At 48.3% G+C, this 20,079-nt stretch carries 20 protein-coding genes; 16 read left to right on the top strand and 4 right to left on the bottom strand.

Annotated elements, in window-relative coordinates; translation table 11 throughout:
• Window positions 1-4: 4 nt before the first annotated feature.
• Both tenA and QW772_03915 read right to left on the bottom strand, forming a co-directional pair.
• Window positions 5-673 (bottom strand): thiaminase II, encoded by a 669-nt coding sequence (gene tenA, locus QW772_03920; GenBank protein ID MEM0038052.1) that lies wholly within the window; start codon window positions 671-673, stop codon window positions 5-7.
• Between the two features lie 5 nt (window positions 674-678).
• A complete protein-coding gene (locus tag QW772_03915) occupies window positions 679-1,458 on the bottom strand; it encodes a sulfide-dependent adenosine diphosphate thiazole synthase (protein ID MEM0038051.1) in 780 nt (259 codons plus the stop codon).
• Between the two features lie 74 nt (window positions 1,459-1,532).
• Between QW772_03915 and QW772_03910 the strand changes: the two genes are divergently transcribed.
• The gene (locus tag QW772_03910; protein MEM0038050.1) at window positions 1,533-2,900 is read left to right on the top strand and encodes a bifunctional hydroxymethylpyrimidine kinase/phosphomethylpyrimidine kinase; all 1,368 of its coding nucleotides are present in this window, start codon (window positions 1,533-1,535) and stop codon (window positions 2,898-2,900) included.
• Here the strand turns inward: QW772_03910 and QW772_03905 are convergent.
• Entirely contained in the window at window positions 2,897-3,322 is a 426-nt protein-coding gene (locus QW772_03905; protein MEM0038049.1) for a hypothetical protein, read from the bottom strand. The genes QW772_03910 and QW772_03905 overlap by 4 nt on opposite strands.
• A 117-nt stretch (window positions 3,323-3,439) precedes the next feature.
• On the opposite strand from QW772_03905, the gene purB reads away from it, so the two are divergent.
• The 4 genes from purB (at window position 3,440) to QW772_03885 (ending at window position 8,661) form a co-directional block, all read left to right on the top strand.
• Window positions 3,440-4,795 (top strand): adenylosuccinate lyase, encoded by a 1,356-nt coding sequence (purB, locus tag QW772_03900; GenBank protein MEM0038048.1) that lies wholly within the window; start codon window positions 3,440-3,442, stop codon window positions 4,793-4,795.
• Between the two features lie 44 nt (window positions 4,796-4,839).
• Complete coding sequence (locus tag QW772_03895) at window positions 4,840-5,907, top strand: saccharopine dehydrogenase C-terminal domain-containing protein (GenBank protein ID MEM0038047.1); 1,068 nt, start codon at window positions 4,840-4,842, stop codon at window positions 5,905-5,907.
• 145 nt (window positions 5,908-6,052) lie between these two features.
• On the top strand, window positions 6,053-7,492 hold the full coding sequence (cysS, locus tag QW772_03890; GenBank protein ID MEM0038046.1) for a cysteine--tRNA ligase: 1,440 nt from the start codon (window positions 6,053-6,055) through the stop codon (window positions 7,490-7,492).
• Window positions 7,492-8,661, top strand: coding sequence for a M20/M25/M40 family metallo-hydrolase (locus tag QW772_03885; protein MEM0038045.1), 1,170 nt, complete (start codon window positions 7,492-7,494; stop codon window positions 8,659-8,661). Before cysS ends, QW772_03885 begins: the two co-directional genes overlap by 1 nt.
• Before the next feature lie 79 nt (window positions 8,662-8,740).
• Here the strand turns inward: QW772_03885 and QW772_03880 are convergent, their stop codons facing one another.
• Window positions 8,741-9,121, bottom strand: coding sequence for a Rid family detoxifying hydrolase (locus QW772_03880; protein MEM0038044.1), 381 nt, complete (start codon window positions 9,119-9,121; stop codon window positions 8,741-8,743).
• A 476-nt stretch (window positions 9,122-9,597) separates the two neighbouring features.
• Between QW772_03880 and QW772_03875 the strand changes: the two genes are divergently transcribed.
• From QW772_03875 to QW772_03825, 11 genes are all read left to right on the top strand, one after another.
• Window positions 9,598-9,981 carry a DUF5751 family protein gene (locus QW772_03875; protein ID MEM0038043.1) on the top strand — a complete coding sequence of 128 codons (384 nt, stop codon included), beginning with the start codon at window positions 9,598-9,600 and terminating at the stop codon, window positions 9,979-9,981.
• Window positions 9,978-11,489, top strand: a complete 1,512-nt coding sequence (locus QW772_03870; GenBank protein ID MEM0038042.1) for a radical SAM protein — start codon at window positions 9,978-9,980, stop codon at window positions 11,487-11,489. The genes QW772_03875 and QW772_03870 overlap by 4 nt, the downstream gene beginning before the upstream one ends.
• Before the next feature lie 10 nt (window positions 11,490-11,499).
• Window positions 11,500-12,762: a hypothetical protein gene (locus tag QW772_03865; GenBank protein MEM0038041.1), complete on the top strand. Its 1,263-nt coding sequence runs from the start codon at window positions 11,500-11,502 to the stop codon at window positions 12,760-12,762.
• Window positions 12,763-13,118: 356 nt separating this feature from the next.
• The gene (locus QW772_03860) at window positions 13,119-13,565 is read left to right on the top strand and encodes a hypothetical protein (GenBank protein ID MEM0038040.1); all 447 of its coding nucleotides are present in this window, start codon (window positions 13,119-13,121) and stop codon (window positions 13,563-13,565) included.
• A gap of 3 nt (window positions 13,566-13,568) precedes the next feature.
• Window positions 13,569-14,441 (top strand): energy-coupling factor transporter transmembrane component T, encoded by an 873-nt coding sequence (locus QW772_03855; GenBank protein ID MEM0038039.1) that lies wholly within the window; start codon window positions 13,569-13,571, stop codon window positions 14,439-14,441.
• The gene (locus QW772_03850; GenBank protein MEM0038038.1) at window positions 14,429-15,298 is read left to right on the top strand and encodes an ABC transporter ATP-binding protein; all 870 of its coding nucleotides are present in this window, start codon (window positions 14,429-14,431) and stop codon (window positions 15,296-15,298) included. The genes QW772_03855 and QW772_03850 overlap by 13 nt, the downstream gene beginning before the upstream one ends.
• Window positions 15,285-16,103: an ABC transporter ATP-binding protein gene (locus QW772_03845; protein ID MEM0038037.1), complete on the top strand. Its 819-nt coding sequence runs from the start codon at window positions 15,285-15,287 to the stop codon at window positions 16,101-16,103. The genes QW772_03850 and QW772_03845 overlap by 14 nt, the downstream gene beginning before the upstream one ends.
• Before the next feature lie 52 nt (window positions 16,104-16,155).
• Complete coding sequence (locus QW772_03840) at window positions 16,156-16,512, top strand: Mth938-like domain-containing protein (protein MEM0038036.1); 357 nt, start codon at window positions 16,156-16,158, stop codon at window positions 16,510-16,512.
• A gap of 66 nt (window positions 16,513-16,578) precedes the next feature.
• Window positions 16,579-17,322 (top strand): ABC transporter ATP-binding protein, encoded by a 744-nt coding sequence (locus QW772_03835; GenBank protein ID MEM0038035.1) that lies wholly within the window; start codon window positions 16,579-16,581, stop codon window positions 17,320-17,322.
• Window positions 17,315-18,628 (top strand): ABC transporter permease subunit, encoded by a 1,314-nt coding sequence (locus QW772_03830; GenBank protein ID MEM0038034.1) that lies wholly within the window; start codon window positions 17,315-17,317, stop codon window positions 18,626-18,628. The genes QW772_03835 and QW772_03830 overlap by 8 nt, the downstream gene beginning before the upstream one ends.
• Window positions 18,629-18,707: 79 nt before the next feature.
• Complete coding sequence (locus tag QW772_03825; protein MEM0038033.1) at window positions 18,708-20,006, top strand: amidohydrolase family protein; 1,299 nt, start codon at window positions 18,708-18,710, stop codon at window positions 20,004-20,006.
• Window positions 20,007-20,079: the final 73 nt, after the last annotated feature.

The following is a 20,079-nucleotide window of genomic DNA, read 5'->3' as shown; positions in this document are numbered from 1 at the left end:
TCACTTACACCTGGAAAGGAAAGGCTTCCATGTTGTAGGCAGCATCCCAGAACATGTACTCGTAAATGGAACTCAGTCTAAAAGCTTTCGTCGCCTTAGCCCATACAAGCCTGTTAACATAGCTTAACGACTCGTCAACTATGTCGAGGATTCTGGCCACGTACTTAGCATACTCTTTGGATGAGTAAGTGGCTATCCATCTCTTGTAGAGTTCATTGGGGGAACCTTTAGCCTCAAGATAACGACCAACCTCAAGATATATCCAATAACACGGAGTCACCGCTGCCACACCCACGGGGAACTCCTCCAGGAGGGCGGATCTCCAAAGATGATTAACGTAAGCAAGGTTAGTGGGGTTCTGCGGCGCTGATCTCACTTTCTCAGGGCTTAGATCCCACACACTGAAGTACTCTCTATGGAGGGCTTTCTCAAAATCTATGATGGCTGAGGAGTCCTCCACGAAGGACCTAACCCACTCCTCCCTAGGGGCTTTACTTGCAAGTAACGCGAGGATCCGTGCGTATTCGTCCAAGTATAGTGCGTCTTGAATCACGTAATTTCTGAAGACAGCCTCGGAGAGAGTTCCTTTGCTCAACTCCTCTATGAAGGGATGCCTTACTATCGCATCAAATATCTCCTTGATCCCAGACCACAGCATCTCCGAGGGCTTCATGACATTCAACACCTCCTAAGATCCTTAATTACCTCGTCAGCCACCTTCCTCCCTGAGAGGAGCATCCCACTGAATATAGGGCCCATCCTAAACAAGCGGTTTAGTGCAGCAACAGCCATACCAGCTACGTAGAGGCCCTCCACAACCTTACCGGTCATCTCAGCTACCGATGACTCACCTGCCTCTGAGTACGCTGACCTCTCAGTAAATACCTTGACGCCTGCTGTGGGGTTCTTCTTCTCAAGTATTCTGAGGACCTCTGCCTCATGTCCTGTAGCATCTACCGTGGCTCGCGAACGAATGAAGAGCGGATCCACATGTAAACCTGCCATGTGGACTGCACTCCACTGAACTACAACCCCTTCCACTCTAAATGGATTCTCACGCACTATGAGATCCTCTGCAGTGATTCCGTGGAGTATCTTAGCCCCTGCATCTATTGCCCCAGTGGCGAGTTTGCTCATTAATTCAGATGAATCCACTGTGTAGAGGTCGTAGTCGCCCGCGTACTCATACTTTATGTTGAACTCTTTAAGTATTGATACGGCCCTTCCATCAAGCACTACCTTATGAAGTAACATCCCACCGCCTCCGATACCGCCGCCGAAACTCAATCGTCTCTCAAGCACTACCGTCTTAAACCCTGCCTGCGCTAGATACTTGGCTGCTGTAAGTCCTGAGGGACCGGCGCCGACTACCACTACGTCAGAGTTGGTAAGCTTAAGCCAATCATCTGCAGTCGATCTCCATATGGCTTTAGTGATCCTCGACTCTAGGGATTCCATATTAACATCCCTTGTAAAACTTGATTATTAAGGTTTTTATTTCTTAGTAATAATGTTTGTGGTGGTGATGGGCTTTGGACGGAGCTCGCTTATGGAGGGTTGCGATAACTATAGCTGGTAGCGACTCGGGCGGAGGAGCTGGGATCGAGGCAGACTTAAAGGTCTTCAGCACCCTGGGCGTCCATGGGACCGTAGCCCTTACTAGTGTCACAGCTCAGAATACGTATGAAGTGACTGCGATCCATGATATACCTCCCGAGATTGTTTACAAGCAAATTGAGGCAGTAGCTAGGGACATGGGGATAGATGCTGGAAAGACAGGCATGTTAAGTAGTAGTGGCATAATACACGCCGTGGCCAAGGCTGTTAAGGAGTTCTCATTCCCCCTGGTCGTGGATCCTGTGATGATTGCTAAGAGCGGTGCCAGACTGCTTAGGGAGGATGCTGTAGAGGCGTTGAAGAGAGAGATATTACCATTAGCCAAGGTGGTGACGCCTAACGTTCCTGAGGCGGAACACCTCACGGGGATAAGAGTTGAGAGTATAGAAGATTCAAAACTGGTGGCCAGGAGAATAGTTGAGGATTTCGGTTGCGAGGCGGTGGTCGTTAAAGGAGGCCACCTGGGCGATGAGGAATCAGTAGACGTTCTTTACTGGAGAGGCGGTCACTACATCTTAAGGGGTCCTAGAATCAGCACTGGCTGCACTCACGGAACTGGATGCACCTTCTCAGCAGCTATAGCTGCTGAATTAGCTAAGGGTTCGAACATCTACGAGTCCGTCAAGAAGGCTAAGGAGTTCGTGACTAGAGCTATAGAGTTCGGGACGAAGCTCGGTAAGGGGCATTGTCCCGTCAACCCGACTGCCTGGCTGGAGATCCCCGCATCTAAGTATCAGACCCTAGTGAAAGTTAAGGAGGCTCTTAAAATGCTGCTTGAAAATTCAAGACTAGTGGTTGAGGCGATTCCTGAAGTCGGCATGAACGTTGTTATGAGTGTGCCGCTACGGTATGTGAGGGGGGTTGATGATGTAGCGGGGGTTGCAGGCAGGATAGTTAGATGTGGTGGTGAGGTAAAGGCGGTGGGCCCGGTTGAGTTCGGAGCGTCATCACATCTAGCCAGATTAGTCATGGAGGTAATGAAGAGAGATGCCGAGGTAAGGGCCGCACTAAACATCAGGTTCGATGAAAAGTACGTTATTAGGGCGAGGAGCATCGGTTATGAGGTAGTTCACGTTGACAGGATGAAGGAGCCTGAAGACGTAGAGAGAGTTGAGGGGGGTAGTCTAAAGTGGTTGGTGGCGGAGGCTTTCAAGGCTAGTGGAAGGACCCCCGACATCATATACGATACTGGATGTGTGGGTAAGGAAGCCATGATAAGGATACTGGGTAAGGATGCTGTAGAAGCTGTGATGAAGTTGGTTAGAATTTTAAGTATGGACTAACCTTCTTGAATCTTGCGCTCCCTGACGGCATATGGGTTGTAATCCCAGCTCTGCGTGATTTCGCTCAGCCAACTGGTCAGCCAGGCCGATGTAAATGACTGAGGCCCAGCAATCGTGGCTACAGGTTTGGCCAGCGACTTGAGTTTCACGTGATGCTTTACAGCAGCAACCGCTGCCGCTATCTCCTCATGTGGGGCCGTGCCCACCTCTTTAGGTCCCTCGGCAATCTTGAGCTCCTCCTTTTTAGGCTCCTCTCCAGGCTTCCCCTCAGCCACACTTACTGCCGAGGGCCTGACCTTCTCTATCACTAGCCTTCTGTAGAGGTAAAGAATACACACTATAATGCCTATAATCAGGAAGGCATTGAAAAGACCTAGGAGTGCAGGCACTAGACCCTCAGTCAAACTGTCCACTCGATCCACCGATAACTTTCTTGTTCAAGACCTATTAATAAGCTTATCCAGGTGAGTCCAGATATGGTTTAAGATTAAATCTGTCATGAGTAGTATGTTTGGTGGTGTACGACGTCCGTCTGTCCTATTGAGTTCAGGTATGGCAGTGATGAGATGAGGAGGCTCTTCAGCCGAGAGAACATCCTTGTAAGGATGATCGATGTCGAGGTTTCCCTCATTAAGGGTCTGGAGGAGTGCGGTCTAATACCTGAGGGGTCCTGTGCGGGAGTAATTGAGTGTGCGCGCTCGGTGGATGTAGCTACAGTTGAGGAATGTGAGAGGAGGTTGGGTCATGAGGTGATGGGTTTGGCGGTAGCCATAGCTGAGGCGTGTGGGGAGCGGGGTAGATACGTACATTACGGCGCCACAAGCAATGACGTCATCGACACCGTGTGGGCTCTCACACTTAGGGAGGCACTGCGTTTAGTTAGACTCAAGCTGGTTAATCTCATCAACCTCCTGATTAAATTATCGAGAAACTATAGCACAACGTTAATGGTCGGCAGAACTCATGCGCAACACGCCCTCCCAATAACTCTAGGTTTTAAGTTTGCTAACTACGTGTATGAATTCACACGTAGCCTAGATAGACTGATGAGTGCGGAGTCAAGGGTCGTGCTGGGGAAAATGGCCGGGGCTGTAGGCACTATGGCTGGCTGGCAGGACAGAGGGCTTTGCGTTGAGTCAGTAGTTATGAGGGAACTAGGTTTAAGACCTCACTTGATAGCCACTCAAGTAGCGCCCAGAGACGGCTTCGCTGAACTGATTAGTTCCCTAGCCATAGTAGCCGCTCAAGCTGAGAGGCTTGGCATAGAGGTTAGGGAGCTTATGAGACCCGAGATCATGGAGTTGGCAGAAGGCGTTAAAGGCAGGGTTGGGAGTAGCACAATGCCCCATAAGGAGAATCCCGTGCTCAGTGAGAAGTTGGCTGGACTTGCTAAGCTATTGAGGGGGTTAGTCATTACTGCACTGGAGAACATCCCTCTATGGCACGAGAGAGATCTAAGCAACAGCAGCTCTGAGAGGTTGTTAATTCCTCACGCATTCCTAGTGGTGGATGAGATTCTTGAAACCGCCATCAAGCTTCTTGAGGATCTCAGGATTTATCCTGAGAGGATGCTTAGGAACATCGAGTTGAGTAGGGGGGCTATAGTCAGTGAGGCATTAGTTCTTAGGCTAACCGATAAGGGCATGAGGAGGCATGAAGCCTACGAGCTTGTTAAGGAACTAGTAAACAGGGCGCTGAGTGAAGGCACGGATCTTCACATTATAGCATCTACCGACGTGAGGGTAACTAAGTACCTCTCGCAGGATGAGATAAGGGAGGTTCTTGACTACAGGAAGTACTTAGGTAGTTATGCGGAGTTAATGGAACGGGCTATAAATTACGCAGAGGAGGTTATGAGGAGGGCTTCACAGGAAGTCATGTCTCAATCAGGTTGACGCTTATTTAACTAGGCGACACTCACATATTATGGGTTCCTGCAATGAGAGTCGTGATTTTAGGCGCAGGTAATGTCGGCGCTTTAGTGGCACATGATCTAAGCAAGGACTTCGAGGTGTGGGTGGCCGATAAAGACCATGCGAGGCTTTCGAGGGTTAGTAGGGTGGCTGAGGTAGTCACGCTCGACGCATCCAAACCTGAGAGTGTAAGCGAGCTAGTCAGGGGTTTCGACTTAGTTGTTAATGCACTGCCAGGGTTTTTGGGCTTCAGAGCGCTCAAGGCATCCCTGCAGGCTAAGCGTGACACTGTAGACGTGTCATTCATGCCTGAGGACCCACTCCACCTTAATGCAGAGGTCTCTAGACTTGGGATTAAGGTGGTGGTCGATGCCGGCTTCGCTCCGGGACTCAGTAACATCCTAGTAGGTCACATCTACAATAAACTGGGACCCATGGATGAGGGCGTCATAAACGTCGGAGGCCTGCCTAAAGAACCTAGGCCGCCACTCTATCATCAAGTGCTCTTCTCACCTTATGATCTGATAGATGAGTATTTGAGACCTGCTAGGTGTGTGGTAGAAGGCAGGGTCGTTGATGTAGATCCATTGCAGAGGATTGAGTCAGTCCGTGTGGGGAATTTCATCTTTGAACGCTTTATAAGCGACGGCCTCAGGACCCTATTAACGACTGTGAAGGCGAGGAACATGGCTGAATACACTTTAAGATGGCCTAGGCACTTGGAGAGAATGAAGACGCTGAAAGAACTCGGCTTCTTCAGGAAGGAGTTTCTGGAGCACACGATTAAGGTGATCCTGCCTGCGATGCAGTACGACTCACCAGACTTCTCCATAATGGAGGTATATGGGAGGAAGGATGATGTGACGTTGGGCTACTACATGTATGACGAGGCCAGCAGTGGCTTCACCTCGATGTCTCGTGTGACAGGCTTTATGACGGCGATAATTACACGTCTAGTGGCTAGAGGCAACATAGCACCCGGGGTGATCCCTCCAGAGTATCTAGGCATGGATGATAGGAACTTAGAGTACGTGCTGAGCGAGCTCAGGAAAAGAGGAGTTACTATTGAATCCACATCCCTTCGCAACACGTAGTTCTTAAGGGACTGCAAGAGCCTTCCCTCCACGTCCCAGCAAAGGTACAGGAAGTGGAAGTGATATACAGCCGTGCTATGTCGGAGCGTCAAGGTTTATTAATCCTTCATCCTAATTTAGCGGGGGTATATGTTGGCAGGTGAGTATGTTTGCTACACTTAGGATCTACAATACGAGAACTCGATCGCTAGAGATTTTCAGACCCCTCAATGGTAACAGGGTTTTCATGTTTGTATGCGGTCCTACGGTCTACGACCACTCACATATAGGTCACGCTAGGGTTTTCGTCTTCTTTGACGTGGTTGCGCGCTGGTTAAGGAGGTTAGGGTACTCACTATTCTACATAGTTAACATAACCGACGTCGACGATAAGATAGTTGGGAGGGCGGTCGAGGAGGGAGTGCATCCCCTAGACCTAGCCAGAAGATATGAGAGGTACTTTCTCGAGGACATGGCTTCCCTTAACGTGACCACGCCCAACCTATACGCAAGAGCCTCCGACTACTTGAAGGAGATAACCGAGCAGATAGAGACTCTTCTAGCTAAGGGATATGCATACGTAACGCCAACTGGAGTGTATTTCGACATAAGCACGTTCAGCGATTACGGAAAGCTTTCGGGCAGAGATCCTGAGGAGCTTGTCGTGCACAGGATAGAGCCTGACCCTACTAAGAAGAATCCCGGGGACTTCGCCCTGTGGCGAGTCAGGCCCAGACACGAGTTCGGATGGGAGTCTCCCTGGGGGTATGGCAGGCCGGGATGGCATATCGAGGATACTGCAATAACTATAAGGCATTTCGGATTGCAGTACGATATACATGGAGGCGCTGTGGAACTAATATTTCCGCATCATGAGGCCGAGATAGCGCAGGCAGAGTCCTTCAGCGGTGTTAAGCCTTTCGTCAACTTCTGGATTCATGTAGGGCTCCTGACCGTGGGCGGTGAGAAGATGAGCAAGTCGCTAGGCAACATAGTCACTATAAGAGAGGTAATAGACAAGTACGGAGCTAACACGCTCAGGCTGTACCTGCTTCAAACACACTATAGGTCGCCAATAGACTTCACGTGGGACGCTTTAGATAATGCACGCAGAACCTTCTCTAAGGTTGAGGTAGCCTATTCAAGGTTAAGACAGCTTGAGATCAGAAACGATGATGAGGTTAATGAAGACGAGAAGACCCTCTTAAGCAGGATTGAGGGAGCGAGGATGGACTTTGACGAATCAATGAATAACGATTTAAACACTGCAGAAGCGCTAGCAGCATACCTGGACGCGGTATCCGCTATAAATGAATACTCTAACAGAAGAAGTGATGTGAGCATTAGAACGCTTAACTCCGTAACGTTGACTACGGACTACATGAACAATGTGTTAGGTTTCACTATAGTTCCGGAGGTCCAGGGGGGAGCTCTGGAGGAGCTGGTGAAGCTAATAGTGGATGTAAGGTCTGAGCTGAGGAGGAGGAAGCTCTGGGATCTGTCAGATAGTATCAGAGACCGTCTGAAGGGATTAGGCGTAGAACTTCAGGACACCTCCTCAGGAACCAAGTGGGTTATTAGACCTCTCGGAGGGCAGGCAAGGTAATGGATGTTACCGAGATACTCAAGAAATTAATATCTGTGAAAAGCCTCCCGGGCGATGAGGGAGACGTAGCGGGTCTCATTAAGGACCTTCTGAGCGCGGCAGGAGTCGATAAAGTCCTCATAGACGGTATGGGTAACGTGATCGCCCCCATAAAGGGTAATGGTTTAGGAACCCTTGTCCTGGAAGGGCATATGGACACGGTTGACGCAGGTGACCTGCTGCAGTGGGAGGTTGATCCCTTCAGAGGCATGGAGGTTGATGGCAAGATCTACGGGAGGGGAGCTGTTGACATGAAGGGTGCTCTGGCCTCACAGATAAAAGCTATAGAGGGGCTGAAAACGCTGGAAAGTGATCTTTACATAGTTTACACGGTGCTTGAGGAAATGATTGAGGGGGTCGCATTAGGATTTGCGTTAAGTAGGTCTGTGGGGAGGCGCCCGGACGTGATGGTGACAGGAGAGCCGACAGGTCTTAAGCTGGGCTTAGGGCATAGGGGGAGGGCCGTCGTGAACGCCGAGATTCGTGGAGAGACTGCACACGCTTCCATGCCCTCTGAGGGCGTCAATGCTCTCGAAGGCGCGGCTTCACTGATATTGAGAATCGCTGACCTAACAAGTAGGTTGCCAAGGCATGAGGTACTTGGTAGTGAGTCCGCCGTTGCAACCCTCATAGAGTGCTCGCCGAAAATGCAGCCACAGATACCCGATAAATGCACGGTCATGATAGATCACAGAATCATTCCAGGCAGGAGCGGAGACGATATTCTCAAACCCTACGAGGAGCTGTGCTCAGAGGTTGGAAAAATTCATGGTGTTCATTGTCGGCAGTCGATAAATGAAGCGCTGATGAAATCCTGGACAGGGGTTGAGGTTAGGGTTAAAGAGTTCTTTCCTGGATGGGTCAATGATGACATAATTATGATTAAAGCGTTGCTAGGTCCTCTGAAGAGGCTCTACGGTGGTGTGACAAGGCATTACTGGAGATTCTCAACAGATCTGGTGATAATCAATGACTACAACGCTGAAGGCCTAGGGCTCGGTCCAGGGGATGACACGCTTGCGCATAAGGCCAACGAATGCGTCGACATCATTGAGTTAAGAAAGGCTGTTGACATGTATCGAGAGCTACTCAACATATTGAGTCAGCATATATCTAGTAGGCTTAAGTAGAGTTTCCTGAATACGTGATGATTAGCTTTTAGAAGGAGAGAGGACTTTTACAATGAACGTGAAGACAGGTTCCGCGCTGTTATCCCTCTAAATACGCTATAGCCTCAACCATTAAGTCAGCATCCCTGGGTATTGAAGCCACGCCAACTACCACCCTAGCGGGTTTATGATCCTTGAACAATTCGCTGTAGACCTCGTTAAACTCACCAAACCTAGCTATGTCCTTCAGGTAAACCGTAACTTTAACGATGTTATGTACGTCTCCTCCAGCAGCACGGACTATCTCAATCAAGTTGTTTAAAGCTCGCATGGAAGCTTCTTTAAACGTAGTTTTGATTAACTCCCCCGTAGCAGGGTTTATGGGTAGTTGCCCAGACACGAAGACCATGTTTCCGACTACAACAGCCTGTGAGTAAGGTCCTACGGGTTTCGGAGCCCTCTCAGTATAGACATACCTCACCTGAGATCACCTTGATTAACTTATGGAATAAGGTTATTAAAGGTTATTAAAGGAGAAGTAGTATTGGGGTTTGAGCTTTCGCCGGACTTCACGTTAGCTGATTTCAACTCGTACTCACTCCACCGCCCCTGTTTCCTAGTCTGCTCCTGAGATCAGTTACTTTCAGATGTACTAGGAAAGCTCTAGTGAGCTCATTGTGTAAAGTTCATCAGATTCAACTAGTTGAGTTGATGGTGTCTTAAATATGCAGGCAACATATGACATTCTCAGCGCCTAAAACGCTAAGAAGTACTGAGTTAGATACGGACTTCAACCACTGCAAGCATGCATGAAGCCCAAAACAGGAGGTGAGGACAACTGCGTTTTTATTATCTTACCACTTTATTATTAATGAGGCGCTAAGGAATGGCATACCTCCGGCCCGTCCCCTCCATCACTTGGGCTTCCGGATCACAAGGATGTTGAGGGGATGTCTCATGCCGGATTCTAGAAGCTCCACGTCATTCTACAGCATCCTTATTCTAGGGTCTGAGGATGTCTTGCATTCCTCCTTCATCAACAAACTACTTAAGGACGCGACGGCCTATGGGTCAAGGAATGTGGTGCTTAAGGTCGTAAGTCCGCGGGGGACTCCATACTACATTGAGCAGGTGAGGAATCTACTCCTCTCCAACATACACTTAAGCATCACTGTAGAATATGCTGGATCCTACCCGGAGGACGTTAAAAAAGTAGTCGAGGAACTGCGTGAGTCACAAGGATTAAGAGTCAAGGTTTACGTGTCTTCAGAAGTTCAAAATAGGCTCTTGGACATGATCGAGAATCTCGAAGTAGAGTATGATATGGTGGATGGAAGATGACAGGTTTCGAGGTAGTTATAACTGCCGACAGAACGATGATGTCTAATCACAGGGGTAAGGAGTTCTTGGGCTTCATGACCACAGGACCTGCCACAGGCATACCTGAATTCCTGTGGATGTGGATAGCGGCGCCAAAGGTCAGGGTCGATGAATTGGGAAGACCTGTCGAGGCGCCCTACGGCCTGAGGAAGATCGAAGCTAAGCTTCTGGACCTAGGATATAGTGCTGCAGTTATCGATCCCGACCATGTTAGCAAGCACCTGGACACGATGAAAGTCCTCATGATAGGGCATCACGACTACTTCGCATATGGACCGCCTAGCAGTGAGTGGTGGTTCATAACTGGTGAGGAGCCTGTCAACAGGAAGTCATTCATAAGGTTTATGAGGAGTGAAGCTGTGCGTAAGGCCAGGGAGCGAGGGGTCAAGATCATAGTCGGTGGTCCTGCAGCATGGCAATGGTTGTGGGAGGTCGAGTTGTGGAGGGAGTTTGGGGTCCACACAGTGATTGATGGTGAGGCCGAGTCGGTGATAGGCGATTTAGTTAAGAAGGCTCTGAATGATGAGAAGCTACCGCAGTATGTTTTCGTGGGACCTCATGAAGCCCCTTCCATAGACGAAATACCGGTGATTAGGAAGGCTAGCGTGAACGGCTTAGTGGAGATCATGAGAGGCTGTCCAAGAGGGTGTAGATTCTGCTCAGTGACTCTAAGACCGCTTAGGAACATCCCACTAGAAAGGATAGAGTCGGAGATCAGCATCAATGTAAGCAATGGCGTTGATAACGTGATACTGCATAGCGAGGACGTGCTACTCTACGGTGCCGAGGGCGTGAAGCCGAGAGAGGAACCTCTAATCAGGCTACACGAACGTGTGAAGAAGCTAATTCCTGGGAGTATAGCGTGGGCCCATACAAGCTTTGCCGCAACTAAGTTCGCTGAAGATAACTACAGACTAATATCTAAGCTGATGAATGAAATACTATACGACAAACAGAATTACCTAGGGGTTGAGGTAGGCCTTGAGACTGGAAGTCCTAACCTAGCCAGGAGGATAATGCCTGCTAAGGCAGCCCCATACCAGCCCGAAAGATGGCCTGAGGTAGTTGAAGATGCCCTAGGAATAATGCATGAGAATAGGATCATCCCTGCCGTTACCCTTATACTCGGAATCCCTGAAGAAACCCCTGACGACCTAGTTAAGACCATGGAACTTCTAGATAGGGTGCGGCATTACAGAAGCTTGATAGTACCTATGTTCTTCGTCCCTATGGGAGCACTCAAGAACAGGGACTGGTTCCGGAGGGAGGCTGTTAAGGGGGAGCACGTGGAGGTTATGCTTAAAACGCTTGATCATTCCATCTACTGGGCTGAAAGGATAATGGATGAGTTCTATATGAAGGGACTCAAACACCTACCCATAAGAGTAATGCTTAAGTTCTTCACTGCGTACGTTAAGCATAAGGTGGATAAATGGAGACCTCAGCTTGAAGAACTGGCCAGATTATGAGGTGATAACTGTGGGTAAGTCATACCTAATACCCGTAGCCTCTCCCCTCCATAACCCTGAACAAGTCTCTGAGGTACTCCTACAGTACTTAAGTGCGAAACTGCCGGTTGATGAAATACTTGGCCTAATAACGACGCGTGAGCACGTCGACAAGGCTCAGATAACTGCTGACGACTTAGCGGTGGTGGCTCCGATAACCGGGGGCACTGAGGAGCTGATCGTAGAGCTCGCTGGGAAGGCCAGGTTCACACTTATATTACCGCACAATCAGATGAATAGTCTGCCCGCCTCGCTGGAAGCGTACTCCATGCTGAGACTTGCTGAGAGACCTGCAACACTTATAGCTGAATGGCCGCTGTCGCAGAATGCTCTAAGCTTCATTAATGCCTGGAGAACCGTTGATAGCGTAGGCAAGTACGTACTAGGCATTATTGGAGAGCCTTCCCCATGGTTGGTCTATAGCGCCACTAACGAGGTTGGAGAGCTCCTGAGGCAATTACTGCCTGGCCTCAGAATCGTTAGAATTAATATGAATGAAGTTATAGAGTTGTTCGCCAACATAGGTGATGAGGAGGTCGCTGAATTAACTGGGAAAGTTATTGAGAATGCCGTCATGGTCAAGGTGCCATCCTCGGAAGTCCGGAAGGCTATCAAGCTCTACGTATCCCTTAAGAGACTCATAGCTCGACATGGGCTAAAAGCTCTCACGATACGGTGTTTCGACCTCATAAGGGACTTAGGAACCACTGCATGCCTAGCGCTCTCGCTACTTAATAGCGAGGGTTTAGTAGCAGGATGTGAAGGGGATCTCTCGGCACTGGTTACTATGGCAATCCTTAAGGAATTGACTAAGGGGCCTGTCTTCATGGGCAACATTTCATGGGTTGAGCGTGAGGAGATCCTCATCACCCACTGCAGCATTGCATTGGGAATGACGTGTAAGTATGGGCTGGACACGCACTTCGAGTCAGGGGTAGGCGTTGGGATAGCGGGCCATATACCTAGAGGTTCTCCCGTCACGCTCGTTAAGCTAGACCCTCTCTCGAATACCCTACGCATAATCAGGGGTACAGTAATAGATGGAGAGCCGTTAAGTAGCAAGCACTGCAGAACTCAACTTAAAGTAAAGGTGTCGGGGGGATCTGAAGTCACATCGCAGATCCTGTCAAACCCGATTGGAAATCACTATGTTCTAGCCCTCGGCGACTACGAGTTGGACTTACGTTACGTAGCAGAGATTACAGGACTCATATATGAAGACCTTGCACATTAAAACTTGGTAATAAGCAAACGTTCTACGGGGATCTATACATACAATCAGCGTTCTTACTGGTAAGGTTTTAGGTGGGGTGGGCATGTTAAGCCTCATGCGAGTGGCCGGATTAGTGTGATGGAGATTCTAAATCTTCCTGACTCCTTCAGGACTGCGAGTGAGTCAGTTATAAGGTGAGTTAGCTGATTAAATCTATATGGTGGTTTGGATGAGCATCTGGAATGTGAGGAAAGACGAGGAGAGAAGTTGGGGGGGTCGTCCACGTAGTTGTTTTTGTTTTCCTAAGTGCGTTAGGGGCTCTCTCAGCAACTCTAAGTAGCTTTCTTCAAGTTAGTTATGGTATTTCATGGTTCTACTTGGCGGTGGTGATCCAAATACTTGGCGGAGTGTGGTTCGGCTTATGGGGGGTTCTTGCCGGCGTTTTCTTCCCAATCGTAGGAGACTTGACTGGAGGGATACCTATATCGATCAGCATATCATTACTTCCAGCTAATCTCGTGCAGTCGTTGATTCCCGCCCTCGCCTTTAGACTTCTTAAGGCTGATCCCAGACTCAGATCAAGTCGTGACTGGATTACCTTCATCATATCATGCGTGATATTTAATAACGTGTTAGGGGCCTATCTCGGTACTACAGCAATGCTTTCATGGGGCTTTATAACGGGGGAGATATATTATGGCGTTATGGCTTCATGGTTCCTAGGTAATGTCTTACCGGCAGTCTCAGTTGGGGTGCCCGTACTTAAGGGGCTCTCACCGATGGTAGTTAATCACAGGGCTTTCTGTAAGGGGTGGTTGACTTAATCAATGTTCAGCGATAGAGTCTCTTGCAGGGTTAGAACCATAGCTGGGTACATAGATAGGGAATCCCCATTCCTCGACCTGAATCCTTTGGTGAAGCTCTCCTTAATACCCTTCACAGCGATCTACGTGGTCTTCATGAATATCCTGGAGGGTAACCTCCTGACATTGTCGGTGGTACTGTTAAGCTTTAAGCTCTCTAAAGTTAGGTTGAGTGAGCTGAACAGATATCTAAGGATCTTAGTAGGCTTCTTAGTGGTGATAATAGCTAGTTACATTGTGTTTGCCAAAGTACAGGGTTCCAACTCCTTAACCTGTACAGCCCCTAAACCACATGTCGAGAGTCTAGTGATTGGTTTAACGCTCTACTCTAAAATACTCGTGACGGTTCTCACTATGGTTCTCATGCTCTCAATAACTACCGAGGGCGATGTCGTTAAGGGATTAACAAGTCTGGGGCTGGACTTTAGAGCATCTATCATAGTCGGGTTGGTTTTTAAATTCCTTTACTACCTTCAGATCAAGTTCGAGGAAGTTAGGCTGGGCGAGCTCTCTAGGGGTTTAAGCTCATCCAACGCGGACATTGTAGGTAGAGTGAGACGCTTCCTACACAGGTTTCTCCCGCTCTTCGCCATAACCCTGCTGAAAGTGGATGAAGTGAGCGACGTCCTTGAGTTAAGAGGCTTCAGTCCAAAGGCCCGAGCTCATGTTAGTGGTGAGTTGAGGTTAAGTTGTAAAGATGTCGTTGTCCTCTCGTTGCTGGGTGCAGCAATCGCTATCATGATCTACCTGGGTCTGGAAGGGGTTCTCCAGCCCTCAAACTCGCCCATTTGTAGGATTCTCCTTCAATACTCGGTGGATTTGAGATGTCCTGCATAATAGAGGTTAAAAATCTGTGGTGGATGTATGAGGCGTCTTCTGACTGGACCCTAAAGGGCGTCAATTTATGTGTGGAGGAGAATGAGCTAGTGATCATAACAGGCCCTAACGAGGCTGGAAAGACTACCTTGGCTAGAAGTATGACTGGGCTGATACCCAACAGCTATAGAGGCTTTATGGACGGCGATGTTAGGGTCCTAGGCAATAGCGTGAGGTCTGTTAGACCATACCACTTGTCAGAGTATGTGGGATTCGTGTCCTCAGACCCTGAAATGCAGTTCCTGACTATGAGCGTTGAAGATGAGATCTCACTACGTCTCAAGCTCCTAGGTTTCAGCGCCGAGGAGATTCGTGAGAGAGTGGTTTGGTCTTTGAGTCAAGTAGGTCTGGATCCCTCCTTCTTAATTAAATCCCCTTACGAGTTGAGTAGCGGTCAGAAGCAGAGAGTAGCTATTGCTGCAGCTCTGGCATCAAGACCAAAAATATTAATTCTTGATGAGCCGCTCTCGAACCTTGACTGGGTAGGTGTTAACGAAGTGGTAAAGTCTATAGAATCACTGAGGCGTAGCTTCAGAGTGACCACCGTAGTCATAGAGCATAGAATGGACGTGTTTCTGCCCTATGCGTCCAGAGTCGCGTTGATGTATAGTGGTAGGATAGTGTTGGCTGAGGAACCGAACGAGTTCTTCAAGAGATTACCACCCGACTATGAAGACTTAATCAGGGTTCCTGAGCTGGTGAGGGTGCAGAAATACCTATTGCAACACAGGATTCTCGCAGACTACGACCTGAGGATTCAGGATATGAAGCAACTCCTGAACAAAGCCAGTGGAGTGGGTCACAATGTACTTAGTTGAGACCAGAGACCTGGCGTACGAGTATCCTGACGGCACGAAAGCTTTAAGTGGAGTAGACCTGGCCATCAAAGAGGGAGAGTTCGTGGGTATTCTAGGCAACAACGGCTCCGGTAAGACCACATTGGTTAGATGCATAGCCGGTTTAATTAAACCCTCATCAGGTTCAGTGTTGGTTAAAGGCAGGAATATTAGTGAATACGGGAGACGCGACCTAGTGAGACTTATCGGATTTATCTCCCAGGACGTCAACACGCAGTTGCTCAACGTAACGGTACTCAGCGAGATTCTCTTCACAGCAAGAGTTATTGGGGTTGAGAAGGAGCTGACCAAGATCAGGCTTAATGAAATTTTAAAGCAGGTGGGGATAGGTGATGATCTACTTGAGAAACCGGTTCTTAGCCTACCTAGGTACATGAAGTTAAGGGTGTTGCTTGCGTCCTACATGTTGGCGGGAACCAGGAATTTCATAGTCGACGAGCCCACCACAGGCCAAGATTGGTATCGTTCAGTGCAATTTATAGAAGTGTTGAGGCGCTTAAGAGAGGGCGGGGCAACCGTAGTGCTAGTCACTCACGATGTGGAGTTGCTCTCCAAGTACTCTGAGAGAGTTATTGTCATGCATTCAGGACGAGTGGTAGCTGATGGGGAGACCAGAGATGTGTTGAGTGATGTCAGTCTGTTAAGGAAGTACTCGCTTACGTCAACGTACACAGCACTGATAGCGCAGGAAGTAGCACGAGATGCTCGTGTACTCCTGCCGGAGGATTTGATAAAGTATTTGAAGGCGTTAGGATTTATAAAGTAGCGATCAAGCCAGTTATAAGTGTTCTTAACCCTTCATTTTTATGGGGGGTATGATGACTAAACAGCCTTTGTTAGATCATTACGAGTTCGGGTTGATTATCATCAACGGTGTTGAATACGATCATGACGTTGTGGTAACTCCTGAGGCTGTATTCAGTGATTGGTGGCGTGTTGAGGGACATAGACTCCAGTTAGCAGATGTTAGGGATTACCTTAACATAAGGGTTGACTTAGTGATAATAGGTACTGGCTATGATGGCATGATGAGAGTGGATGAGGAGGTGATTGAAGAATTCAGGAAGTTGGGTCGGGAAGTCTACGTTGCTAAATCTAGGCAGGCTGTACGTAAATACAACGAGGAAGTCAGCAAGGGCAGGAAGGTCCTTCTCTTCATACATTTGACATGCTAAATGCGGTTTCGAATGCATGATACCTTAAAATTGCAACTAACAGTTTACTTATTTGGGCTGGTATGATTGTCAAACTTCAGTTCCTTGTCTGAAGTGGCAGTGGAAGTCAAGAATCTCAGGAAAGACTATGGGGGCTTTACGGCTCTTAGGAATATTTCATTCAGCGTGAAGTCCGGTGAGGTGTACGGGCTCGTCGGCCCTAACGGTGCGGGTAAGACGACCACCCTTCGAATAATTGCTACATTAATCAGACCGACCGCAGGGGAAGTCTCCATCCATGGACTGAACGTGGTCAAAGATGATGAGAAAGTGAGGAAACTCATAGCCTACCTACCTGAGGAGGCAGGCTCCTACAAACACCTAACTGGAAGGGAGTACCTCAGGCTGATAGCTAGTGTATACGGATATGGGGAGGAGGTGGTTAACGAAGCTGTTGAGATAAGTGGACTGGGTAGAGACATAGATAAGTATACGGGTACATACAGTAAGGGGATGAAGAGGAGGCTTCAGGTGGCTAGGGCTCTGATGGTTAAACCTAGGGTGGCAATACTTGATGAGCCGACGTCAGGGCTTGACGTCATCCACGCGGTATACATAAGGAAAGTCATAAAAGAATATTCAAGAAGGTTCGGAATCACTTTCATAGTCTCCTCCCACAACATGCTTGAAGTGGAGTATCTATGTGACAGAATAGCATTGATAGACAGGGGACTTATAGTGACTGAAGGAAGGGTCAAGGAACTACTTGACAAACACAGTGTCGAGAATCTGGAAGAGCTTTTTACACGTTTGGTGGGGCCCCATGCTTAAGGAACTCGCGCTTAAGGAGATTAAGGTAATGCTGAGGGACAAGAAGATTCTGATTCCAGCAGTCGTCCTCCCGCTCATAATATTTGTTGCACTAGGGGGGATCATGAGGTTTGCCATGACGTCCACATTTCAGGAGGCGGTGAAGTCGGTAACTGAGGTGAATTTATATGTGTGTGACTTAGACGAAGGAGGTTTCACGCAGTTGATGCTCCGCTCACTTGAAGGCATACTTAAGAGCGTTACGTTAACACGTGAATGTAGTGAAGACGACTTAAGGAGGGCTTTATCAGGTGGTCAGTACTCCATAGCGGTCTTGATACCTCCCAACGCTACTGTAGACTTCAGCAACTCGATACCGGTAAGGCTGGTAGTCTACGGCAGGGTCTCCGGCATCTCATTTACCACGCTGGGAGGAACTGCGGCACCGGCTACCTTCGTGAACGTCCTCAGCGAATCGTTGAGAGCGTATTTGATAGCCTCAGGAGGCATGAACCCGAATTTCACGTTAACACCTGTTAGAGCTGTGACTCAGATAGTCTTCAGAAACATGACTATGGATGCCAGTACCCTTAGCAACCTAGCACTCTCCAGCTATGCTATGTTCTTCATCCCAGTTATTTTAGTCAGCAGTGGGCTCGGCTACGCAACCACCTTCATGGCTTACGAGAACGAGGAGAAGACGCTTGAGATACTTCTCTCACTTCCTGTTAAGAGGAGGACCATACTACTCTCAAAGGTTGTGGGGGTTTTCTTTCTCATACTACTCTCAACCATCTCATTCTTCGCAGGCTTCATGTTCTACATGACGTCACTATTCTCCGCTATCGGTGAAGCAGCTGGCGGTGGCGCTTCAGAGATAACCCCGCAGTTAAGTGCTCTTACAAGCATAATTAACCCCCTCACAATATTGCTGTTAGTTGTTTCTATCGTAATAACCTTGCTCAACGCGGCAGGCTTAGGACTCCTCCTGGGTTCCATATCCCCGGATGTAAGGACTGCCGGAACTTACTCTGGACCGCTTACGATGGTGTTCATAATACCGTCATTACTGCTAGCCTACGTTGATCTAACCTCTCTCGGTATCTGGGGTCCGGTGCTCGGCTTGATGGTATCACCCTTCATAACGCCGTTAGTAGTTATGAAGGCAGTTATAGAGGGTTATGAGTGGCTGGCTTTCACGTCAATAGTCTTCGGCATTACTACGATGTCTCTTTTCATATATGCGGCCTCAAAGATAATTAGTTCGGAAAGAATATTCTCAATGCAGTTTAGAATATCACTCCGGAGGAGGGTTCGAACCTCTTAAAAGAAGACAGAGCTGTTTGCCTCAAGCAGTAACTCAGCTGTGTTCGGATTTATTAACATATAAATACCTTTAGTGTTTGGTGGGTTATGTGAATTCGAAGACAACTGTTTTAACGGGTTTAAGAATTGTAGACGGAACTGGAAGCGCTCCCATTGAGAACGGAGTCGTTGTAGTTGAAGGTCGTTACGTACGTGATGTGGGTTCCACAGGTTCAGTCGAGGTACCTCGAGAGGTCGAAGTGATTGATCTAAATGGTTACACAGCGTTACCTGGACTAATAGACGCGCACCTTCACCTAACTGGTTTAAGATCGGGTGACTTCATAAGGGAATCACTACTGACACCCCATGAGGTTCTGGTGGCTAGGGTGATTCGAGATCTGGAGTCCTTACTTATGGCAGGATTCACTACAGTATGTGATGCTGGCGGTGCTATAGCTTTGGGACTAAGGCACGCTGTAGCAGAGGGAACTATCAAGGGACCCCGCATAGTAGCTGCAGGCTATGCGTTGAGTCAGACGTTCGGTCATGGTGATGATCATTACCTGCCTTTGGAGTACGTTGACGTCAGGACCTCGAGACTAAAGCCCGCTTTCGGGGCGTTGATTTGTGATGGTGTTGATGAGTGTAGGAAGGCTGCTAGGTATGCTTTGAGGGAGGGGGCTGACTTCATAAAGATAATGGCTTCAGGAGGGGTCCTATCAGAGAAGGACAGACCCGAATACACGCAGTTCACCCTAGACGAGATAAAAGCAATAGTAGAGGAAGCGGAGCACGCAAACAGATTCGTACACGCACACGCTGAGGGCAGCAAAGGAATCGCGAACGCCCTGAAGGGAGGGGTTAAAGTCATAGCACACGCTGATTTTATAGATGAAGATGGAATCGAACTCGCTAAAGAAAGAAACGCAATAATAGTACCAACATTCGCCGTAGACGAGCATCTAGTCAAATACGGTGAGGAGGTGAATATACCTAAATGGGGGTTGGAGAAGATAATCGAGCTTTATGAATTACACAGAGATAACGTAAAGAAAGCATACAGGGCTGGCGTTAAACTGGCCACAGGAACGGACTTCTTCGGTGGGGTTAAGGCGTTCAGACATGGGGATAATGCATTAGAGTTAATACTGTTTATTGAGAAGTTAGGTATGACTGTTCTCGAAGCTGTAGCGTGTGCCACCAGAAACGCTGCGGAAGCTGTTGGACTAAAACACTTGATAGGCACGATAGAGCGAGGTAAGATAGCAGATATCATAATACTGAAGCGTAATCCGCTGGACGACGTAAAGGCCCTTCTGGATAGCAATAACGTGGTTGCAGTGCTTAAGGAGGGTCTGCCTCTCAAAGATTCTGCACAGCTTTTTTATATCCACTAACTTAATACTTGGTCGCGTTTAAAGTGAATATTTTTGGCTGAAACCAGCATTGTGCTGTTAATGTATTCAAGTA

This window comes from Zestosphaera sp., assembly GCA_038727705.1.
GTDB lineage: Archaea > Thermoproteota > Thermoprotei_A > Sulfolobales > NBVN01 > Zestomicrobium.
Note: the sequence above shows the minus strand (reverse complement) of the source record. Positions and strands in the feature narration are given on the sequence as shown.